This is a genomic window from Streptosporangium album, from assembly GCF_014203795.1.
In the GTDB taxonomy this organism is placed as follows: Bacteria; Actinomycetota; Actinomycetes; order Streptosporangiales; family Streptosporangiaceae; genus Streptosporangium; species Streptosporangium album.
On the sequence record NZ_JACHJU010000005.1, the window covers coordinates 470,600 to 487,515 of the forward strand.

At 70.6% G+C, this 16,916-nt stretch carries 19 protein-coding genes; 8 read left to right on the forward strand and 11 right to left on the reverse strand.

All coding sequences use genetic code 11. The features are described 5' to 3' along the window. Positions 1–57 precede the first annotated feature (57 nt). A complete protein-coding gene (locus FHR32_RS43670) occupies positions 58–465 on the forward strand; it encodes an MFS transporter (protein WP_221466795.1) in 408 nt (135 codons plus the stop codon). Here the strand turns inward: FHR32_RS43670 and FHR32_RS38715 are convergent. Further along, complete coding sequence (locus FHR32_RS38715) at positions 441–1,085, reverse strand: MFS transporter (protein ID WP_184759412.1); 645 nt, start codon at positions 1,083–1,085, stop codon at positions 441–443. The genes FHR32_RS43670 and FHR32_RS38715 overlap by 25 nt on opposite strands. A gap of 5 nt (positions 1,086–1,090) precedes the next feature. On the opposite strand from FHR32_RS38715, the gene FHR32_RS47570 reads away from it, so the two are divergent. After that, positions 1,091–1,267, forward strand: a complete 177-nt coding sequence (locus tag FHR32_RS47570; RefSeq protein WP_184759508.1) for an Atu4866 domain-containing protein — start codon at positions 1,091–1,093, stop codon at positions 1,265–1,267. 35 nt (positions 1,268–1,302) lie between these two features. Here the strand turns inward: FHR32_RS47570 and FHR32_RS38725 are convergent, their stop codons facing one another. Further along, positions 1,303–1,893, reverse strand: coding sequence for an IS630 family transposase (locus FHR32_RS38725; protein ID WP_312882900.1), 591 nt, complete (start codon positions 1,891–1,893; stop codon positions 1,303–1,305). Further along, positions 1,854–2,435, reverse strand: a complete 582-nt coding sequence (locus FHR32_RS38730; RefSeq protein WP_184759151.1) for a helix-turn-helix domain-containing protein — start codon at positions 2,433–2,435, stop codon at positions 1,854–1,856. Before FHR32_RS38730 ends, FHR32_RS38725 begins: the two co-directional genes overlap by 40 nt. A 99-nt stretch (positions 2,436–2,534) precedes the next feature. Between FHR32_RS38730 and FHR32_RS38735 the strand changes: the two genes are divergently transcribed. Continuing rightward, on the forward strand, positions 2,535–2,885 hold the full coding sequence (locus FHR32_RS38735) for a group II intron maturase-specific domain-containing protein (RefSeq protein WP_184759413.1): 351 nt from the start codon (positions 2,535–2,537) through the stop codon (positions 2,883–2,885). A gap of 274 nt (positions 2,886–3,159) precedes the next feature. Here the strand turns inward: FHR32_RS38735 and FHR32_RS38740 are convergent, their stop codons facing one another. Next, entirely contained in the window at positions 3,160–4,236 is a 1,077-nt protein-coding gene (locus FHR32_RS38740; protein ID WP_312882901.1) for a coiled-coil domain-containing protein, read from the reverse strand. A gap of 980 nt (positions 4,237–5,216) precedes the next feature. Continuing rightward, a complete protein-coding gene (locus tag FHR32_RS38745; RefSeq protein ID WP_184759415.1) occupies positions 5,217–6,464 on the reverse strand; it encodes a coiled-coil domain-containing protein in 1,248 nt (415 codons plus the stop codon). Between the two features lie 170 nt (positions 6,465–6,634). On the opposite strand from FHR32_RS38745, the gene FHR32_RS38750 reads away from it, so the two are divergent. From FHR32_RS38750 to FHR32_RS43680, 3 genes are all read left to right on the forward strand, one after another. Beyond that, positions 6,635–7,816: a site-specific integrase gene (locus FHR32_RS38750; RefSeq protein ID WP_184759416.1), complete on the forward strand. Its 1,182-nt coding sequence runs from the start codon at positions 6,635–6,637 to the stop codon at positions 7,814–7,816. A gap of 41 nt (positions 7,817–7,857) precedes the next feature. Further along, positions 7,858–8,124, forward strand: coding sequence for a hypothetical protein (locus FHR32_RS43675; protein WP_221465275.1), 267 nt, complete (start codon positions 7,858–7,860; stop codon positions 8,122–8,124). Between the two features lie 104 nt (positions 8,125–8,228). Then, positions 8,229–8,615 carry a transposase gene (locus FHR32_RS43680; protein WP_221466657.1) on the forward strand — a complete coding sequence of 129 codons (387 nt, stop codon included), beginning with the start codon at positions 8,229–8,231 and terminating at the stop codon, positions 8,613–8,615. 307 nt (positions 8,616–8,922) lie between these two features. On the opposite strand, the gene FHR32_RS38760 is transcribed toward FHR32_RS43680, so the two are convergent. Then, complete coding sequence (locus FHR32_RS38760; RefSeq protein ID WP_221466796.1) at positions 8,923–9,525, reverse strand: tyrosine-type recombinase/integrase; 603 nt, start codon at positions 9,523–9,525, stop codon at positions 8,923–8,925. Positions 9,526–9,765: 240 nt separating this feature from the next. Next, a complete protein-coding gene (locus FHR32_RS38765; protein ID WP_184759417.1) occupies positions 9,766–10,737 on the reverse strand; it encodes an aldo/keto reductase family protein in 972 nt (323 codons plus the stop codon). Between the two features lie 174 nt (positions 10,738–10,911). Here FHR32_RS38765 and FHR32_RS38770 point away from each other — a divergent pair, with 174 nt between their 5' ends. Then, the gene (locus tag FHR32_RS38770) at positions 10,912–11,415 is read left to right on the forward strand and encodes a DUF2087 domain-containing protein (protein ID WP_184759418.1); all 504 of its coding nucleotides are present in this window, start codon (positions 10,912–10,914) and stop codon (positions 11,413–11,415) included. Next, entirely contained in the window at positions 11,412–12,644 is a 1,233-nt protein-coding gene (locus FHR32_RS38775; protein ID WP_184759419.1) for a JmjC domain-containing protein, read from the forward strand. Before FHR32_RS38770 ends, FHR32_RS38775 begins: the two co-directional genes overlap by 4 nt. On the opposite strand, the gene FHR32_RS38780 is transcribed toward FHR32_RS38775, so the two are convergent. From FHR32_RS38780 to FHR32_RS38795, 4 genes are read right to left on the reverse strand one after another with little or no spacing between them, the layout of a single operon-like run. Next, complete coding sequence (locus FHR32_RS38780; RefSeq protein ID WP_184759420.1) at positions 12,614–13,777, reverse strand: hypothetical protein; 1,164 nt, start codon at positions 13,775–13,777, stop codon at positions 12,614–12,616. The two genes, FHR32_RS38775 and FHR32_RS38780, sit on opposite strands and share 31 nt — an antisense overlap. Then, positions 13,774–14,898 (reverse strand): hypothetical protein, encoded by a 1,125-nt coding sequence (locus FHR32_RS38785; RefSeq protein WP_184759421.1) that lies wholly within the window; start codon positions 14,896–14,898, stop codon positions 13,774–13,776. The genes FHR32_RS38780 and FHR32_RS38785 overlap by 4 nt, the downstream gene beginning before the upstream one ends. Next, on the reverse strand, positions 14,895–16,115 hold the full coding sequence (locus FHR32_RS38790; protein ID WP_184759422.1) for an MFS transporter: 1,221 nt from the start codon (positions 16,113–16,115) through the stop codon (positions 14,895–14,897). The genes FHR32_RS38785 and FHR32_RS38790 overlap by 4 nt, the downstream gene beginning before the upstream one ends. A 10-nt stretch (positions 16,116–16,125) precedes the next feature. After that, positions 16,126–16,782: a class I SAM-dependent methyltransferase gene (locus FHR32_RS38795; RefSeq protein WP_221466797.1), complete on the reverse strand. Its 657-nt coding sequence runs from the start codon at positions 16,780–16,782 to the stop codon at positions 16,126–16,128. Positions 16,783–16,916: the final 134 nt, after the last annotated feature.

The window sequence follows — 16,916 nt, forward strand, 5'->3', positions numbered from 1 at the left end:
CGAACAGCGCGTGACGGGGGGCGTGGTCGACGACCGCGCCCCCCGAGGGCATTTCCCGTGGAACGAAACGGCCGTCGCCTGTCCGCCGAACGCGGTAAGGCGTTCGGGATCCACGGCACCGTCATGGGCAGTTCCTCCGGCCTGGGCGTCGTTCTCGGTGGGGTCCCCACCGACTACCTCGACTGGCGCTGGTGCATGTACGTGAACCTGCCGATCGCGCTCGCCGCCGGGGCCGGACCGCTGCTGCCGCTGCGGGCGGTCCTCGACCGGCGTCGGGGCGGGTCCTATCTGGCGGTGCTCAGCCTGGCGGTTGCCTGGCCGTGCTCACGGTTTTCCTCATCACCGGACCGGGCAACCCTCAGCGGTAGCCGGCCGGATTCCCGGCCGGTGGGCAGAGCGGCCAGGGGAAGGAACGGACCGCTCAGTGTGCCGGCGCTCGATCACGCCGTCGATGCGGTGCACTGACCTTGACGGGGATCGCCGGACTCCGACCTATGTCTACGGCCGAGGGCGACGCCGGTGACGAGCACACCGAGGAGGGTCACGCCGGCGGCCAGGTAGTAGGCCATGCTCAGGCCATGGGTGAGTGCCTGCCGCAGCGCGTCGCCGTTCAGGCCGCCGATACCGGCGTTGGCGATGAGCGCCATGAGGGCCGTGCCGACAGCCAGCCCGGTCCGGTGGGTCACGGACGCCATCCCGGAGGCGACGCCCTGCTCGCTCACCGCGACGCCGTTGCCTGCGGCGACCCACATCGAGGTCCAGACGATGCCCATCCCGAAACCGGTCACCATGATGCCGGGCAACACAGCGACGAGCGGGGAGCGAGGGGAAAGCGTAAGGGCCAGCAGGACCATGCCGGCCGTACCGACCAGCAGGTCGGCGGACAGGGCGGTGCGCATGCCCGCACGGGTGACCAGTCGCTCGGCGACCGCGGCCGCCTTCGAGCAGCTGCGCTCGTCGGCCGTGCAGGCAACGGAAAGAACGCTGCAGACCCGCGAGGCGACCTGACCGCCCCCGGACTGCTTCAAGGAGGTGAGGCCAGCACGCCCGGCTCGTTCCGCCTCCTGGTCGAGCGTGGCCTTCACCCGACATCCCTTACGCCGACGATCTCGGCTTCACCGCCACCGGCGACGTCCGCGACGGCGTTCTCTACCACGAGCACCTCGTGCTCTACCGGAAACGAGATGCTCGGCGATCCTGGCTTCAACAGATCAACATGCCGTCTAGTCCACGAATCTCTGGGTTGACCTGGGGAAATGAAAAATGACACGCCGGACGGGCGTGTCACTAGTGCTGCGTTCCTCAAAGGGTGTACATGAAGTGGCGGCGGTATGAGCGAGGTGTGGGCTGGAGGCGTCCCCAGATCCAGGGGCGGGCGCGGGCGTTGAGCTGGGCGGTGGCAACGCGGGTGGCGTGGTCGATCTCATCGGGATCGGCGAAGGAGGTCCCGGCCAGAGCGGTCTTGCGGAACAGGCGCCACCAGCCCTCTTGCAGGTTGAGCCAGCACGCGCCGACCGGGATGAACACCTGCCGGATGCGGGGGTGGTCGATCAGCCACGTGCGGGTGGAGACGCTGTTGTGACTGGAGAGGTTGTCGGTGATGACGACGATCTGGCCGTGCGGGTTGGCCTCTTCCACCTGCTGGAGAAACCGTTGGTAGTGGTCGCTGTTGCGGGAGGCGGCGGTCATGGTGACCGCGGCGCCGTCGGCGACGCGGAGCCCGCCATAGACCCAGGTCTTCTCCGGGCCGCGCGAGTAGTCCAGCTCGGCTTTGATCCGATGGCCGTCGGGCGACCAGGCGGGCGAGGGTGGGAAGGTGCGCGGGATCACCGGTCCGAGTTCGTCGGCGCAGATCACCGTGGAGCCCTCCGGCGGGGCGGTGTAGAGCTCCACGATGGCCGTCCTTTTGGGGCGAATTCCGGATCCCGGCTGGTCACCCAGCTGCGGGTATGGCGCCAGCGCACCCCCTCGGCCAGCAGGATGCGCCGTACCTGGCTGCGATGCACCTCGATCCCGGCCTCCTGGGCCGCCTGGGTGAGGGTGTCCAAGGTCCACTCCGCCGGCTTGTCCTCATCGGCGGCTGACAGCTCCCCGGCCGCATCGCGGACCAGGCGCCCGGGCGGCGCCGACCGGGCCAGCGCGATGATGGCCGAGCGCTGCTCTTCGGTGATCCGCCGCTTGCGCCCCACTCCGGGACGGTCACCCAGTCCATCGAGGCCGTCGGCGTTGAACCGGTGCAGCCAGCGGCGCACCTTCTTTTCATGGCAGCCGATCTCGGCTGCGATCGCCGGGACTCCCAGTCCGTCCCAGCTCAGCGTGATGATCCGGGCTCGCTCGATCCAATCGGCCGGGGCATGCCGGGCCCGAGCGAGCTGATGAACCTTCTTGGCCTCCGCCTCGTCTTGCAGCGGACGGGCCCGCAGAAACTTCGGCACCGTGCTCGCCTCCACACAGCAGGTCAGCACCCTTTGGGAACAAAACCTACCCATGCAAAGAGGAACGAAGCACTAGCTCGCTGGCCTGCAGATAAGGCGATGATCCACGCCCGTGACCGGATCCGGGACCTCACCCACCGGTCGCGGCTGTGGATGTCGGTCGAGGCGGTCGTGCAGGAGGTGAACGCCTTCCTGCGCAGGTGGGCGACGTACTTCGAGTACGGCCACTCCACGATCCGCATCGGCAAGATCAGGCACTACGCGATCCATCGGCTGGCGATCTTTATCGGGAAGCGACACAAACGCGGACGGCGCTTCGGCATCGACGTGGTCGCCTACCGCTCGCCGGACCAGTGCGGTCTGATCAAGCTGTCTGGAATCGTCGTCCCGCCCAGGGCCGGCAAGCCCTGGCGGGAGAAGCTGAATACCGGCGGTGAACGGCGTCGGTGAGCTGGGTGCGGGAGAACCGCACGCCCAGTTCGATGCGGCGGGAGCTGGAAACGGAGTGACCTGATCACGGACACCAGGGAGAGCACAGCCGACCGGGAAACCGGCGGAAGACAGGCCCTGGGCCCTACCGTCAACCATGATCACCACCGCGCCAGCTCCCGACCCTACCGATACTGGCTGTTCCGTTGGCCCCAAGGCCGGTGACACACATCAAAATTTCTTCAGCGCCATCTGGCACCCCTTGTCCTGGACCGATTCTCCCGGCCGCCGGAAATCACGGCGTGGGAGCAGTCGGCTCAGGACGGTCCGTGGCGCGCAGTTCCGCCGTCACCGCCCGCTCCCGTAGCTGGGCGGCCTCGGCTCGCAGCGTCTCCATCTGTTCGCGCAGGTCGGACAGTCTCATCTGCTCCATGGCCAACTGCATCCGCGCCTCGTTCCGTTCGGCCTGCGCCTGCGTGGTCTTCGCTGCGGCGCGTTCCTGGGCTTCGGAGATCTTTTCGGCGGCGCGTTCCTCGGCTTTGGCGAGCTGCCGTACCGCCCGCTTCTCGACCTCGGCTGCCTGTTTGGCCGCACGGCCCGCCTGAGCTCGGGCTTCGGCCGCCTCGGCCTGGGCCTGGCCCCGCGCCCGCGCCTCGCTGTCGGCCCGTACCACTGCCCGATCTCGTTCAGCCTCGATCGTCTGTGCCCGCGCCTCGGCGGCCACAAAGGCCCGTTCGGCCTCGGCCTTTGCCTCCTGGGCGGTCCTGGCCGCGCTCTGCGCCAGGTCTCGCTCCGCGTCTGCCTGCTCGGCCCTTTGCCGTTCTCGTACGGCCTGCGCCTGGGCCTGTTGTGTCTGAGCCTCGGCGGCCTCCACCCTTTCGGCCAGCTCCCGCACCGCGGTGTCTCTGGCCGACTCGGCACGGTCGGCCCTGCGCATGGCCTCCTGCTCGGCGTGCTTGGACTGACGTTCGGTGGCGGCCGCCTCGTGCAGGGCGGCCAGCGCCTGCTGCCTGGCCGTCTCGGCATCGGCCAGCGCGGTGTCCCGTTCGGCGTTGGCCTCCTCCACCTGCCGCGCCATCGTGTCGCGTTCCCGGCGCGCGTGACCGGTGGCCTCGCGTGCCAGCCGTACTTGCTCGAAAGCCTGCTCCCGTTCGGTGCGCGCGATCGCCACCCTGGTGTGCGCCTCGGCCTGCACCGCACTCAGTTTGGCCTCCACCCCCGCGGGACTGAGCTCGGCGGCCAGCACCTGCGCCAATGGCGCGATCGTGGCGGCCATCCCTTTCTCCATGCGCTCGTAGAACTCCTCCGCCCGGGCAAGCACTCCCTCCAGTCCGGGCGTCGCCCGTTTCAGCTCCCGTTCCCGTTTGGCCACCGCCTGGCAGTCCCCCTGCGGGCAGTACGCCCGCGGGCGCCCCCGTCCGGGGCGCTGTTCGATCGGCGTCCCACAGTGCTTACACGGCGTTACCGCACCCGATGCTTCCGTCACCCTCCCAGAGTAGCATTATTGATTTTCCAGAAATTAAAAATCAATAATTTTGATCTGTTGCGTCGAAGGCAAAGATATGCAACTACCGGGAATGTAAATTCCCGCAAGTTGGTCACATTCGGCCCCGCCTCGACGGCCTGGAACTCCTATAGCTACGGCGATGCGATTCGTCATCTCGCCGACCTGGGGTTTCGTCACGTGGCGTCAGCGAAATCGTCACTTCGTGTCAGTAACGTGAAGACCTCTCACTTGCTTGACGCTTTTGTGCCGGTTTCGTCTTAGTTTTTGAGCGCTCTCGCTCCTTCCTCGGTAGATGTTCCGCAGCCCGGCGAATTGGCCGCGTTCGGTGTATGCGCTCCTGGGCGGCGCAGCGCCACTCCCCCGGCTGAAGTCTGGTGACGTTTCCTGCGAGGCTTTGACGGTGCTGTGGCTGCTTGAGCTGCGGTTTCGTCATTTTCTGTCAGCAGAAATCGTCACTGGGATGTCAGTGGCGGCTATGCGCTGATCGACTGGTTCGACGTCGGGTCGACGATTCCGGTAGGCAGCCGCTGTGGAACGCGGCTGGATGAACTCGGCCTCAAGGAGGCAGCGGGCTACGGGCAGCCGTTGAGCATCTGACCCGATGATGGCCAGATGCCGGTCGCCGCCACCCTGTAATCGCCCTGGGCCGTCACCAGGTCCAGCCTGACCTCCTGAGGCTCACCGGTGAACGCTCGCTGGGCATTGCGCGGTGTGGTTGTCGGTGGTCGTGGCGCTGGCCGCGCCATCGTGTGGCCCTTCGGCTCTCCTGTCTTTGGCCGTCGACGCCGCGTCTGACGGGCGGATCGATGCACTCTGACCTACGGTAATACCGGCCGGTGACGGCTTCATCGGTCCTGTTCGGGCTCTGCGGCGGCGCCGGGGCGCGCCCGCAGCTGGTCGATCTCGGCTCGTAGCTTCCCTACCTCGGCGAACAGCGCGTCATGGCGGGCCTTGAGGTCCTCTCGCTGGCCGCGCAGTTCGGCGAGCAGGTCCTGGTCGGCCTCGTGCAGGGTTTGCACCCGGATCAGCTCGGTGGCGCGGGCCTCGGCCTGCTGCCGGGCGGCCTCCAGCTCGGCGCGCAGGTGCTGGGTCTGCTCGTCGTGGCGCTGGCGCACCCGCTCGAGGCCGGCGTGGGTGGCCAAGGCCCCCTCGCGTGCTGTGGTGGCGTCGGCGGTGGCGGTGGCCAGTTGCAGCGCCAGGGCTGCGGCCCGGTCGCTGTGCTCACTCAGCTGGGTCCGCAGCTGGGCGCCGGTGTGCTGCGCGGTCTGCAGCTGACGGCCGCGTTCGGCGAACTCGTCGTCCAGTGCCGTGCGGGCGGCCTGCAGCTCGCGGTTTTCGGTGCGCAGGGCGCGCAGCTGGTTGGCCTGGTCGGCGGTCACGCCTTCGGCGAGCTCGGTGGCCCTCTTGGCGTCGCCGAGCTTTTCGCCGAGTTCGAGCACTTCGGCGCGGGTCTTTTCCCCGATACGTTCCAGGTCGACACGGGCGTTGCCCTCGCGCTCCTCGGCCAGTCGCTGGGCCTGCTCGGCTTCGCGCATCCGCCGCTCGGCACTGATGCGGGCGCGATCGGCGGCCGCGGCCTGCTCGCGGGCGATCGCGGCGTCCGCGCGGTCCTCGGCGGCTTCGGCTTCGGCGGCACTGATCCGGGCCAGCGCGCCGCTCTCGGCCAGGTCGACCTTTTCGGCGAAGCGGTCGACGAGCGTGCGCAGTGCCTCCTGCAGCGGGCGTGCTTCGGCCAGGACCGCACCGGACTCGGTCACCGCGGCGGTCACCGCGGTGATCTGCTCTTTGCGCCGAGCGCGGGAGGCGGCGGTTTTGCAGGCGTCACTGCAGTACTGGCGAGGCCGGCGGCCGGCGGAGCGCGGCAGCGGCTGACCGTCCCAGGCACATCGGCCGTGCGGGGCCGCCGCATCGGCGGCGGGCGACCGGAGCTCGGCCGCCACGCCCGGCCCGCCGTCGGAGCGGCCGGTGGTGCCGGGCGGGTCGTCGTCGCGCGGCGCCACCGGCGGGTCGGCCGGATGGCCCGGTTCCGGGCGGAGGCCGAAAGCGGTGTTTTTCGGGTCATCCGCAGAGCGGGGTGATACGTTGTCAGCCACCCAAGCACTCTACCAAAACGTGTCTTCCCGACACGATAAAAAATCGAAGTGTTACGTTACGATAACTCGGCGATACGTGCATGCCGGGCAGGCTTGCGATAAGTTGCCTTATCGTAAGCCTGCAGCGCCAAAAATAGAACCAATGATCCTATGAATTACCGGGGGGCCGCATGCGCCTGGAGCGCCCAGACGACGCTGACGGGACGACGCCGGGCCTTGACGGCAATGACGGTGCCGAGGCGGCGGCCTCCCCCGATGAGCCGAGCCCGTCCGGGGTCGCGCTCGCTCGGCGCGCGCCGGCCGACAGCGCGGCACGGATGGGCGATGCGGTCGTCTTGGATGGGGTGACGGTCGTCGGTGGTCGGCGCTCGGCCGACGAGCAGGTGACCGAGGAGGCGGCGCGGCTGATCGCGGCGGCTCCGGCGGCCAACACCACCCGCGCCTACGCCCGTGTCTGGGCCGAGTACCTGTCCTGGTGCACGACCACCGGCCGCACCCCGCTGCCGGCCACCGCCGCCACCCTGGCCAGTTTCGTCGCCGAGTTGGCCGGGCGCGGCCTGGCCCCGGCCAGTATCGACCAGGCACTGGCCTGCGTATCGTCCGCGCACGGCAAGGCCGGCCTGCCCAGACCGCACACCACCGGCGCCCGCGACGCGTTGCGCGCCTACCGCCGTGACTGGAGCACCAAAGGGGGCAACACGGTGCGCAAAGCCCCGCCGATCACCATCAACATCCTGCGCAGCCTCGTCGAGCACACCCCCGACGACACACCCACCGGCATCCGGGACCGGGCCGCGCTGGTGCTCGGCTTTGCCCTGATGGGCCGACGCAGCGAGATCGCCGCCATCGACTGCGACCACCTCACCTTCCCACGCCAAGGACTGGAGGTGTTCATCCCCATGAGCAAAACCGACCAGGACGCCGCCGGGCAGACCGTCGCGGTCCCCTACGGCTCGCACCTTTCCACCTGCCCAGTCCGCTCGGTGCAGACCTGGCTGGCCGTGCTGCGCGAGCATGGCATCACCACCGGGGCGCTGCTGCGCCCCATCGACCGCTTCGGCCGCATCGGCGGCACCCCCGGCTGGGCCGGCCGCGGCGGACTACGACTGTCGGGCGTCACGCTGAACGCCATCGTTAAGGACGCCGCGCTACGCGCCGGGCTGGCCGACGCCGAGCGCTACAGCGCACATGGGCTACGCGCCGGCGGCGCCACCACCCTGGCCGACGCGAACGTGCCTACCGGCAAAATCGCCGAACAGGGTCGGTGGAAGCCCACCTCCCCCACCGTGCACGGCTACGTCCGCGCCGTCGACCGCTGGAAGGACAACCCCATGGGCAAAGCCGGGCTCTAGTCGGTGGTTTGTTGACATGGGGTCGATGTCGCGGTAAGCCGGTGGATAGGGGTAGTTGGTGCTGTTCGGGGGTGGTCGTGGTGGTGACCGCGCGGCGTCCGTGTCCACCGGCGCCGGGTCCGTTGGAGGAGTACGCGGCCCGGTTCGATGATCTGTGGTGCTCGCTCGCGCAGCGCCGGGGGTTCCGCGAATATCTGGCCGGGCTGTTGCTGCCGCGGGACCGGAACAAGACGCTGACGGCCCTGGCCGGTGCGGAGCCGGTGGTCGGGGCCCAGAATGCGGCGGTGCAGCGGCTGCAGTTCTTCTGAGTCGGAGTCGCCGTGGGATCACGAGAAAGTCAACGCCCGGCGCCTTGAGCTGCTGCGGGCCGATCCGGTGACCGCGCCGCATGCGGGCGGGGTGCCGGTGGTCGATGACAGGAGGGGACCGCAAGGACGGCACCGCCACCGCGCACACCGCCCACCAGTATCTGGGCTCGGTCGGGAAGATCGAGAACGGGATCGTGGCAGTGACCACACTCTGGGCCGACGAGCGGGTCTACTACCCGCTGCACGCGGTGCCCTACACCCCCGCCGCTCGGCTGCCTCGCGGCCGCAGCGATCCGGCATTTCGCACCAAGCCGCAGCTCGCGGCCGCTCTGGCAGGTCGGGCTCAGGCCGCCGCCGTGCCGTTTCGGGCGCTGGTGGCCGACTGCGCCTACGGCGACAATGCGGCCTTCACCGCTGAACTGTGGGCCGCTGGATTGGCCGTTCGTGCTCGCGCTCAAGCCGCACCAGGGCTCCTGGGCTCCGGTGGATGAGGCGCACACGGCCCTGGACTCCTAAAGCTACGCTCAGCCGCAAAGTAGTGCTGTCGTCCCAGGTCAACAGGGTCGTCCAACGGCAGCCGACAGCTTCAATCTGTCGAGAAGCGCGGTCCGCGCTTGATCAGCGCCGGTCCCCGGCCGCGGGGAACAATGGAACAGCCATTGGCTCTAAGCCATTCGTTCCTGGCGCCGACGCAGATTTGATGTCACCGAGAAACCGTGAGCGGCCTTCGCTCGGAGGTCGTCCGGGCCGCGTCTCTGAGAGGTAGCCAGCCTCCACTCTGACGCCTGTTTTCGCTGGTCACAGGCCGACGTTGCGCATGGCGTTGTCTCGCCAGCGGTCGACGGCGCGGATGTAGCGCAGCACGACTGGGGAGGCGGGGGCCCAGCGGCCGTGCTTGGCGATGACGGAGACGGGGACGCCCGCGGCGTAGGCGACGGTGGCGCCGCCGGCGCGCAGGCTGTGCGCGGTGAAGGTCTCCGCGCTGGACACGGCGGCGCGGATGGCCAGGGCGCGGATGATGACGTTGACGGCGTCGGCGCCCAGGCGGGGGCCGAGGTTGCCGTGGCGGTCGATGCGGCGCAACAACCGTCCGGAGGTTTCTTCGGCGTCGGTGAGCACGGTGATCCAGTCGGTCCAGGCGGCGACGGGGTCGGTCAGGGGGTGGCTGCCGCGCGGGATGGCGATGGTCTCACCGTGGCTGTCTTTGTCGGTTTTGGAGGTGCGGATGGTGACCTCCAGGCCGTCGCGAACTTCTCGGATGTCCTCGCAGGTCAGGGCGACCAGTTCGGAGCGGCGGCCCATCAGGGCCAGGCCGAGTACCAGCAGGAGTCGGTCGCGGATGCCAATGCGGGTGCTCAGGTCGCAGGCGCTGATCATGGCGCGTAGGGCGTCGATGCTCACGGGTGGGGCTTCGCGCTGGCCGCGGGCACCGGTTTCGGCGCGGGCGCGTTTGTAGGCGCGCAGGGCCAGGCGGGCGGCGTCGGTGGGTGGCTGGTTGGTTGGTGTGGCCGGCCAGGCGGTGCATGGTGCGCACGCAGGCGAGGGCTTGTTCGATGCTGGCCGGGGCCTGGCCGGCCGTGCACCTCAGCGTCAGTGCCTGGTCGAGCGCGGCCACGTCGAGGGCGGGGCCTTCTTCCAGGGTCAGGGGTGAAGGGTGGCGACCGGGGCGAGCACGGCGTCCATCCGGGCGACGAGGGCGGGGTCCAGGGTGATGCCGGACGCCGCCGCGTTCTCGGTGAGCTGGTCCGGGCGGGAGGCGCCGACGATCGCGGCGGCGACGTCGCGATTGCGCAGCACCCACGCCACCGCCAGCTGCGCCATGGTGAGCCCCGCCTCGCGCGCGAGCGGGCGGAGCAGTTGCACCCGCTCGAGGACGTCGTCGCGCAGGTAGCCCTGGATGTTCAGGGCGCCGCCGCCGTTGTGGTCGGAGGCCCGGCTTCCGTGGGGAACCGCGCCGCCGGATGCGTACTTGCCGGTCAGTACGCCCTGGGCGATCGGTGACCAGACCACCTGACCCACGCCGAGCTCACGGCAGGCTGGCAGGATGTCGGCCTCGATGACCCGCCACAGCGCCGAGTACTCGGGCTGATTGGCCACCAGCGGCACGCCGAGCTCACGGGCGTAGGCGTGCGCGGACCGGATCTGCTCGGCCGTCCATTCGGATACGCCTATGTAGAGGGCCTTGCCGGACCGCACCACGTCGGCGAACGCCTTCATCGTCTCCCGCAAGGGGGTGCGGTGGTCGAATCGGTGCGCCTGGTAGAGGTCGATGTGATCCGTCCGCAGGCGGCGCAGCGACCGCTCGATCGACGTGATGATGTGTCTGCGGCTCAGGCCTCTGTCGTTGGCGCCACGCCCGGTCGGGAAGTAGACTTTGGTCAATATTTCAAGTCCTTCGCGGCGTTCGCCGACCAATGCCCTGCCCAGCAGCATTTCGGCGCGCCCGCCGGCATAGGCGTCGGCGGTGTCGAAAGTGGTGATGCCGGCGTCCAGCGCGGCGCGCACGCAGGCGAGCGCCGTTTCCTCGTCGACCTGTGAGCCGTGGGTGAGGAAGTTGCCATAGGCGATTTCGCTGACCACGAGGCCACTGCGCCCGAGCCGCCGGAATTTCACGCCGACGACCGCCCGCTGAAGTTAACCATAATGAATCATCTTTCATTGAAAGATATCCGGCAACTGGTAAAGTGTCGCTCCATGTCCGCCGCAGCAAAATCGGAGTCCCGGGCCACTTCCGCCATCCTCAGTGACGCCTCTGAAATTCTGCTGGCGTTGTCCAACGATCGACGATTGTCCATCGTCAACACGGTCGTGACGATGAACAAGGAGTCCGGCGCGGTGAGGCTGGCGGAGCTGGGCCGCGCTCTGGGACTGGACCTCAAGCCCCTCTCCCGCGATGTGATGCGACTGGTCGAGGCCGGCGTGCTGCGGCGCGACGGTGACGCGCTGATCGCCGACATCGCCTCGCTGGGACGGATCGGCGATTCGGTGGTGGAGATGACCGCGCTGTGCCAGGCGATCCCACCGGAGTCGCCGTTGCGCCGCTACCTCGTCCACGGCCGCATCGTCGACCTGCCGAAGCGGCCAGAAGACCTCGACGTGATCGCGCACGCCCTCGCCAGCCTCCTGCCCGAGGACCAGACGCTGAGCGAGAGCGAGGTCAACGCGATCCTCGCCCACGCGGGCGACGACGTCGCGCGGCTGCGGCGGCTGCTGGCAGACCTCGGCCTCGTCGAGCGGTCGGGATCGGCGGAGTATCGACGCCCCGCCGCGGCGCCGGCCAGGGCCCTGTGACCGGGCACACCACCGCCGTCCCGGTCGTCGACTTCGACCGGCTGCCTGCGGACTGGGGGCACGGCCCGTGCATCCTGCGCGGACTCGACGGCGTCGACGCGGTCGACACATATGGCATCCTGCGCCGCATCGGCGCCGCCGTACGCGACGGGACCTGCCGCCGGCCCGACGACGTCAAGGTCTTCACCGTCCCGCAGGTGGCGGCGGAGCTCGGCGAGTACCTTCCCGGCCCCGGCGAGTCCGAGTTCGGCCCGTACGCGCGGCGGGTGTCGCAGTCGTTGGACGTCGGCTGGAGCGTGGTGGCCAACTCGGCACAGTCGCAATCCACGGACTTGTACCGATTCGCCCGTGACGTGTTCATCCGGCTACGTGGCACCGAGCGCGGGCTACCCGCAGGCATCTCGGACTGTTTCATCGTCGCCGGCTCGTACGCGTCGGGGCCGACCCGCATCCACAAGGACACCGCCGACGTCTTCCTGTACGTGGCCGAAGGCGTCAAGACGATGCTGCTGTGGCCGTTCGAGACGCTCGCCGGCCAGGCGCCGGACGACTGCGACCCGGGGCACGAGTACGTCGCGCTCGGCATCGGGGCCGACGCCGTCGACACGCCGCCGCTGCGGCTGACCGGCGGGCCGGGCGACGTGCTCTACTGGCCGGCGTCCTACTGGCACTGCGGCGAGTCCGACGGGCAGCCGTCGCTGAGCCTGCACCTCGCCACGCACAACTTCCGTGACATGGGACCGGTGTGGGCCGGTGCCTTCACTCGCGCCGGGCTCGGTGCGCAGGCGCCGCGGTGGAGCACCACGGAGCGCGAACTGGCCGCCGACGCGCTGACGTTCGGGCGTACCGCCGCCTCGGCCGCCACCTCCGCCGTGCACCAGTGGAGCGTGACGCGGCACAGCACGGCCAACTTCGAGATCCTCCCCGACTTCCCGCGGTGCACGCCGCCCGACTGGCAGCAGGCGGCGGGGGTACGCGCGGCGCAGCGCACACCCGTTTCCTGGGCGCCCGACGCCGCGGACCCGAACACGATCATCGTGGCCGTCAACGGCCGCTCGTTCCGTATCGCGGCGCGGCAGCCGTCGGTGTCGCTGCTGAGCGCGCTGGACAACCTGGCCGAGGGCGCGGTCCTGAGCCTCGACGCGTGGCGTGGGACCGACGGGCTGCCGGCCGACGTGGTGGCGATACTCGACGTCGCCTATGTCGCCGGGGCGGTGGACGCCGGCTGAGCCTCCGCCCGCACCGGCACGACCAGGGTGGTGGCGAGCGGCTCGGCGTACAGGCCGGGCGCCGCCGCGTCGACCTCGGCGAAGGTCACGTCCCGCAGCGCCGCCGGCAGGGCCGTCCACAGGTTCGCCGGCAGGCCGGCGCGTTGCGCCTCGCCGTGCGCGAGCAGCAGGGAGTTCGTCGACGCGAGACGGCGCAGCACCTGAGTCCGCACGATGCGCCTGGCGTCCTCGACCGGGCGTGCCGAAGGACGTGCCGCGTCCGCGTGTGCCGCGTGGATCAGCGACACCACGCGGTCGGCCGTCGCCATGTCCGGCGCGGCGAGCATGACGAACTCGCCGCGGGCGAGGTCGGTCACGCAGTCCCACAGGTAGCTCACCGCCGCACGGGACCGCACGATGTCGTCGAGCGCCGAGTGGTACGGGCCGAACGCCGCCTGGTTGGCGATGAGGGTCGCGGCCAGCTCCCGTAAGGTGCGGACCGGCGGAACGGCGCGCCGGACCTGAAGGTAGGCCAGATCCGCGCGTGGTGAGCCGACCTCGAGCCACGCCGGTGGCCTGCGGGGCCGACGCAGGTTGATCACCGGATCTTCGCCGCACGCCACGGCGTCCGGCCCGAGCGCCGCGGTGACGGCCACGCCGACCGGCACGGCCGCGGGCTCCTCGAGCAGCCGCCGGGCGGCGCGCACGACGTCGGCGACGAGCTGCCCCGCATGGATCCGGCCAGGGCCTGTGGGCCGGGCGAAGAGCGTGGCCAGGGTGGCGAGGTGATGCGAGGTTTCGACGGACGCGGCGGCGGCCCGTTCCAGCGCGCGCCCGGCCCGCTCGGCAGGCACGGGAGCCGGTCGTACGGCGTCGTGCAGGCGCGCCGCCTGCTCCCAGACGCAGGTCGGGTCGAGCGCCGTTACCGTCACGTCCACGCCGATGACGCGGCCGTGGTCGACGAGGGGGGCGGCCGCGCCGAGCCGGGCGCCGAAGGTCCAGACCCTTGGGAGGGTCAGCGCGTCGTGGATGAGCTGGACGGCGGGCCCGTCCGGCGGAGCGCTGTCCGCGCGCAGGTGCACGCGCGGCTGCGGGTCACCGGTGTGCACGTACCGCACGCTGCGGTTGCCGTCGCGGCGCTCCCAGGCGGTCACCGCCGCGACCCGGCGTGTGCGCGGAATTCCGCGTGCGGGCTTGTGGCGAGCAGCTCGGCGAAGTCCCGCATCGTGGCCGTCGACGCCTCGCGGACCGCCTGCCGTACCGCGTCGTGACCGATCGCCGGGCCGATCAGATCGATCGCGTCGATGGCGGCCTGGTCGGTGGCCTCGATCCGGGTCGCGTCGGTGGCGGCGCGCACCGCGTCGAACTGCGCCAGGTCACCGCGCAGCAGCGGGAGCAGGTGATCGTGGACGAGGTCCGCGGCGGGTCCGTCCGCCAGGCCGGCGGCCACCGCGAACAGGTGACCGCCGCGCACCGCCGCCGTGCCGAACGGGGAGACGACCCGTCCCGACACCCACCGCAGCCCGGCCGGTGGCGGGCATCGCTCGATCAGCCCGGTGGCGAGCCAGGCCGCTGCCGCGACGTCCACGGTGGACGGAAGAAGCCAGGCGGTGGCGCGCGCCTCGACGTCCTCGGTGGCGACGGACCAGCCGCCTGTCAGTGCCGGCGCCAGCGCGCTCACCGTCCCGCCCTGGTCAGTCGGTACGGCGAAGGCGGCCAGCAGTTCCCCGGGTGAGGGCGACGCCTGCGGTCCCGCGACGCACACGGCGAGGCGGTGCCCGGTCAGGAACGAGGTGATGCCGTCGAGCCGCAGACCGTCGGTGTCGACGGCGACCGGATCGAAGTCGGGATCGCCGCGCAGCGCCCGGGCGATGTCGCGGCGCGGGAACCCGAAGACCCGCCGCTCCCGTCCGGTCCGCCGTTCCAGCGCGATGAGCTTCAGCGCGGCCGCGACGCGCGGCGCCATCGCCTCGGGCGGGGCGGCGCGGCAGCGGTGAAGCCGCCGCGCCAGGGCGGAGACGACCGCCGGAACCTCGTCCGGCGGGCACACGTGGTGCAGCACGACGGCGTGCTCGCGGGTCTCACCCCACTCGACGGTCGGCGCGTCGAGCCCGTGCGCGAACCACACGTGTTCGAACAGATGGGCCAGACCCGCGCCGGACGGCGGGTCGTCAAGGTAGCCGCGGGCCACCACCACGCAGATCGCGCTGTAGAGGCTGTCGGGCAGCACATGCACCGCGGCACTGACGCCGCCGCGGTGCGAGGAGGCGATCACTCACGATCTCCCTGGGGTACGGCGGCGCCGTCCTGCGGCGCAGGCGCCCGCCGGGCGGCCATGAGCACGAGACCGGCGGCGGCGGCCACCACCGTGACCACGCCGGCGACCACGAACGTGGCGCGGGGGTCCCTCGCGGCGAAGATGCCGCCGAGCACAAAACCGACCAGGAAGAACGAGTTGATGATCGAACCCGCGGCGGCGTGCGCGCGGCCCAGCAGCTCATTCGGGGTGCGGATCTGCACCGCCGTACGCATGCCCATGTTCTGGTAGGCGTTGGCCGCGCCCGCCGCCAGCGCGGCGACGACCGCGAGCACGACAACGCTGACAAGTCCGTACGCGAGGATCGCCACGCCCATGACGCCGGCGCCGATCAACACGACACGCTCGGGAACCCGGAACTCGCGGCGGGATCCGAGGGCGGCGCCAACCAGTGCGCCGACCCCCCACGCCGCGGTCAGCACGCCCAGGGCCGTGGCGCCCGCTTGCAGGGGCCCCTTGACGAAGAACACCAATGCCACGTTGACCATCGAGCTGGCCGACACGGTGATGATCACGATCGGCAGGACGGTGCGCAGCTCGGTCTGGCGGGCCAGGAACTTGATGCCGTCGGTGGCGCCCGTCCACCACACCTTGCCGTCGTCGTTGACCGGGCGGCGCACCTTGATGAGCACGATCGCCGCCGCGGCCAGGGCGAAGGACACGGCGTCGGCCAGCAGCGCCGGCCGTACCCCGACGCTTGCCACCAGCACGCCGCCGATGACCGGCCCGGCGAGCGTGGACGCGGAGCGGCTGACCTCCAGCAGTCCATTGGCCCGGGTCGGGAAGGCCTCGCCGGCCAGCAGGGGGATCAGCACGATCGCCGCCGGGGTGGACACGGCCGCGCACAGGCCGACCAGCGTCGAGCCGCCGAGCAGGACGGCCGTGTTCGGCCAGGCGCTCATGGCCAGCACGACGACGGCCTGCACCCCGGACACCAGGGCGAGCATCCGCCCGGCGTCGCGCCGGTCGAGCAGCTGGCCGGCCAGCGGCGCCAGCAGTACGGCGGGCACCAGCTGCAGCACCAGCAGCGCGGCGACGAGAAACGACTGCCCGGTCTCGGCGAGGTGGAACATGACCGCGATGGCGGCGATCTCGTCGCCGACGGCCGAGACGAACACCACGACGAGGAAGACGGCGGCCGCACCTCGGCGACCCTGGGCGACATCGGTGGACATAGTGGTGGGGTTATCCTTTACGGCCGGTGAGAATGTAGTCGGCGTCGTTGCCGTAGGCGTGCAGCGCTCCGAGCCCCGCGCCCGCGAACATCTGGGCGAGCGCGGCGATGGGGCGCAACCGCCGCAGCTGTGTCCCGCGTTGCGTCTGCCGTACGGTTCCGTCGGGGCCGACGATCCGGATGACCCGCTCGATCCGCAGGCACCGGCCGTCGTCGTCGGGGGTCCGTCGCTCCTCGACCTGCGCGAATGTGGCCTCGGCGACCTGGACGTCGGGGCGCCGCGTCCAGCCGGTGCCGTCGCGCAGGGTGCCCTCGCCGGCCGAACCGGCGAGCGCGAGGACGCCGCCGGGCTTGAGCGCGGCCGCGTAGCTGTGCACCGCGGTCATGGCGACGGCGTCGTCCACGATGAAGCTGAACGCGTTGAGCGGGCAGAAGATCACCGCGTATCCGCGCAGCGACGCGTCGAGCGGCGCGAAACTGCCGCGATGCACCACCGGGCGCAGCCCGAGCCGGCTCGCCTCGGCGACGCACACGTCGGTCATCTCATCGGAGATCTCCAGCCCTTCGACGTCGTGCCCGGCGGCGAGCAGGCGCAGCGTCAGGCGTCCGGTTCCGCTGCCCAGCTCCAGGGCTGGGCCGTCGGCATCGGCGACCAGTTGGGTGAACACGTCGTCCTCAACGAAACGTTGATCGGCAATGGCATTGGCGTACACGGTCCCGAGGAGGCCATCATAGAAGCTCGTCGTCGTCACGCGGCTCAGACCCGGAACGCGTTGTCGGGCAGCCGCGGCGCCGCCGCGGC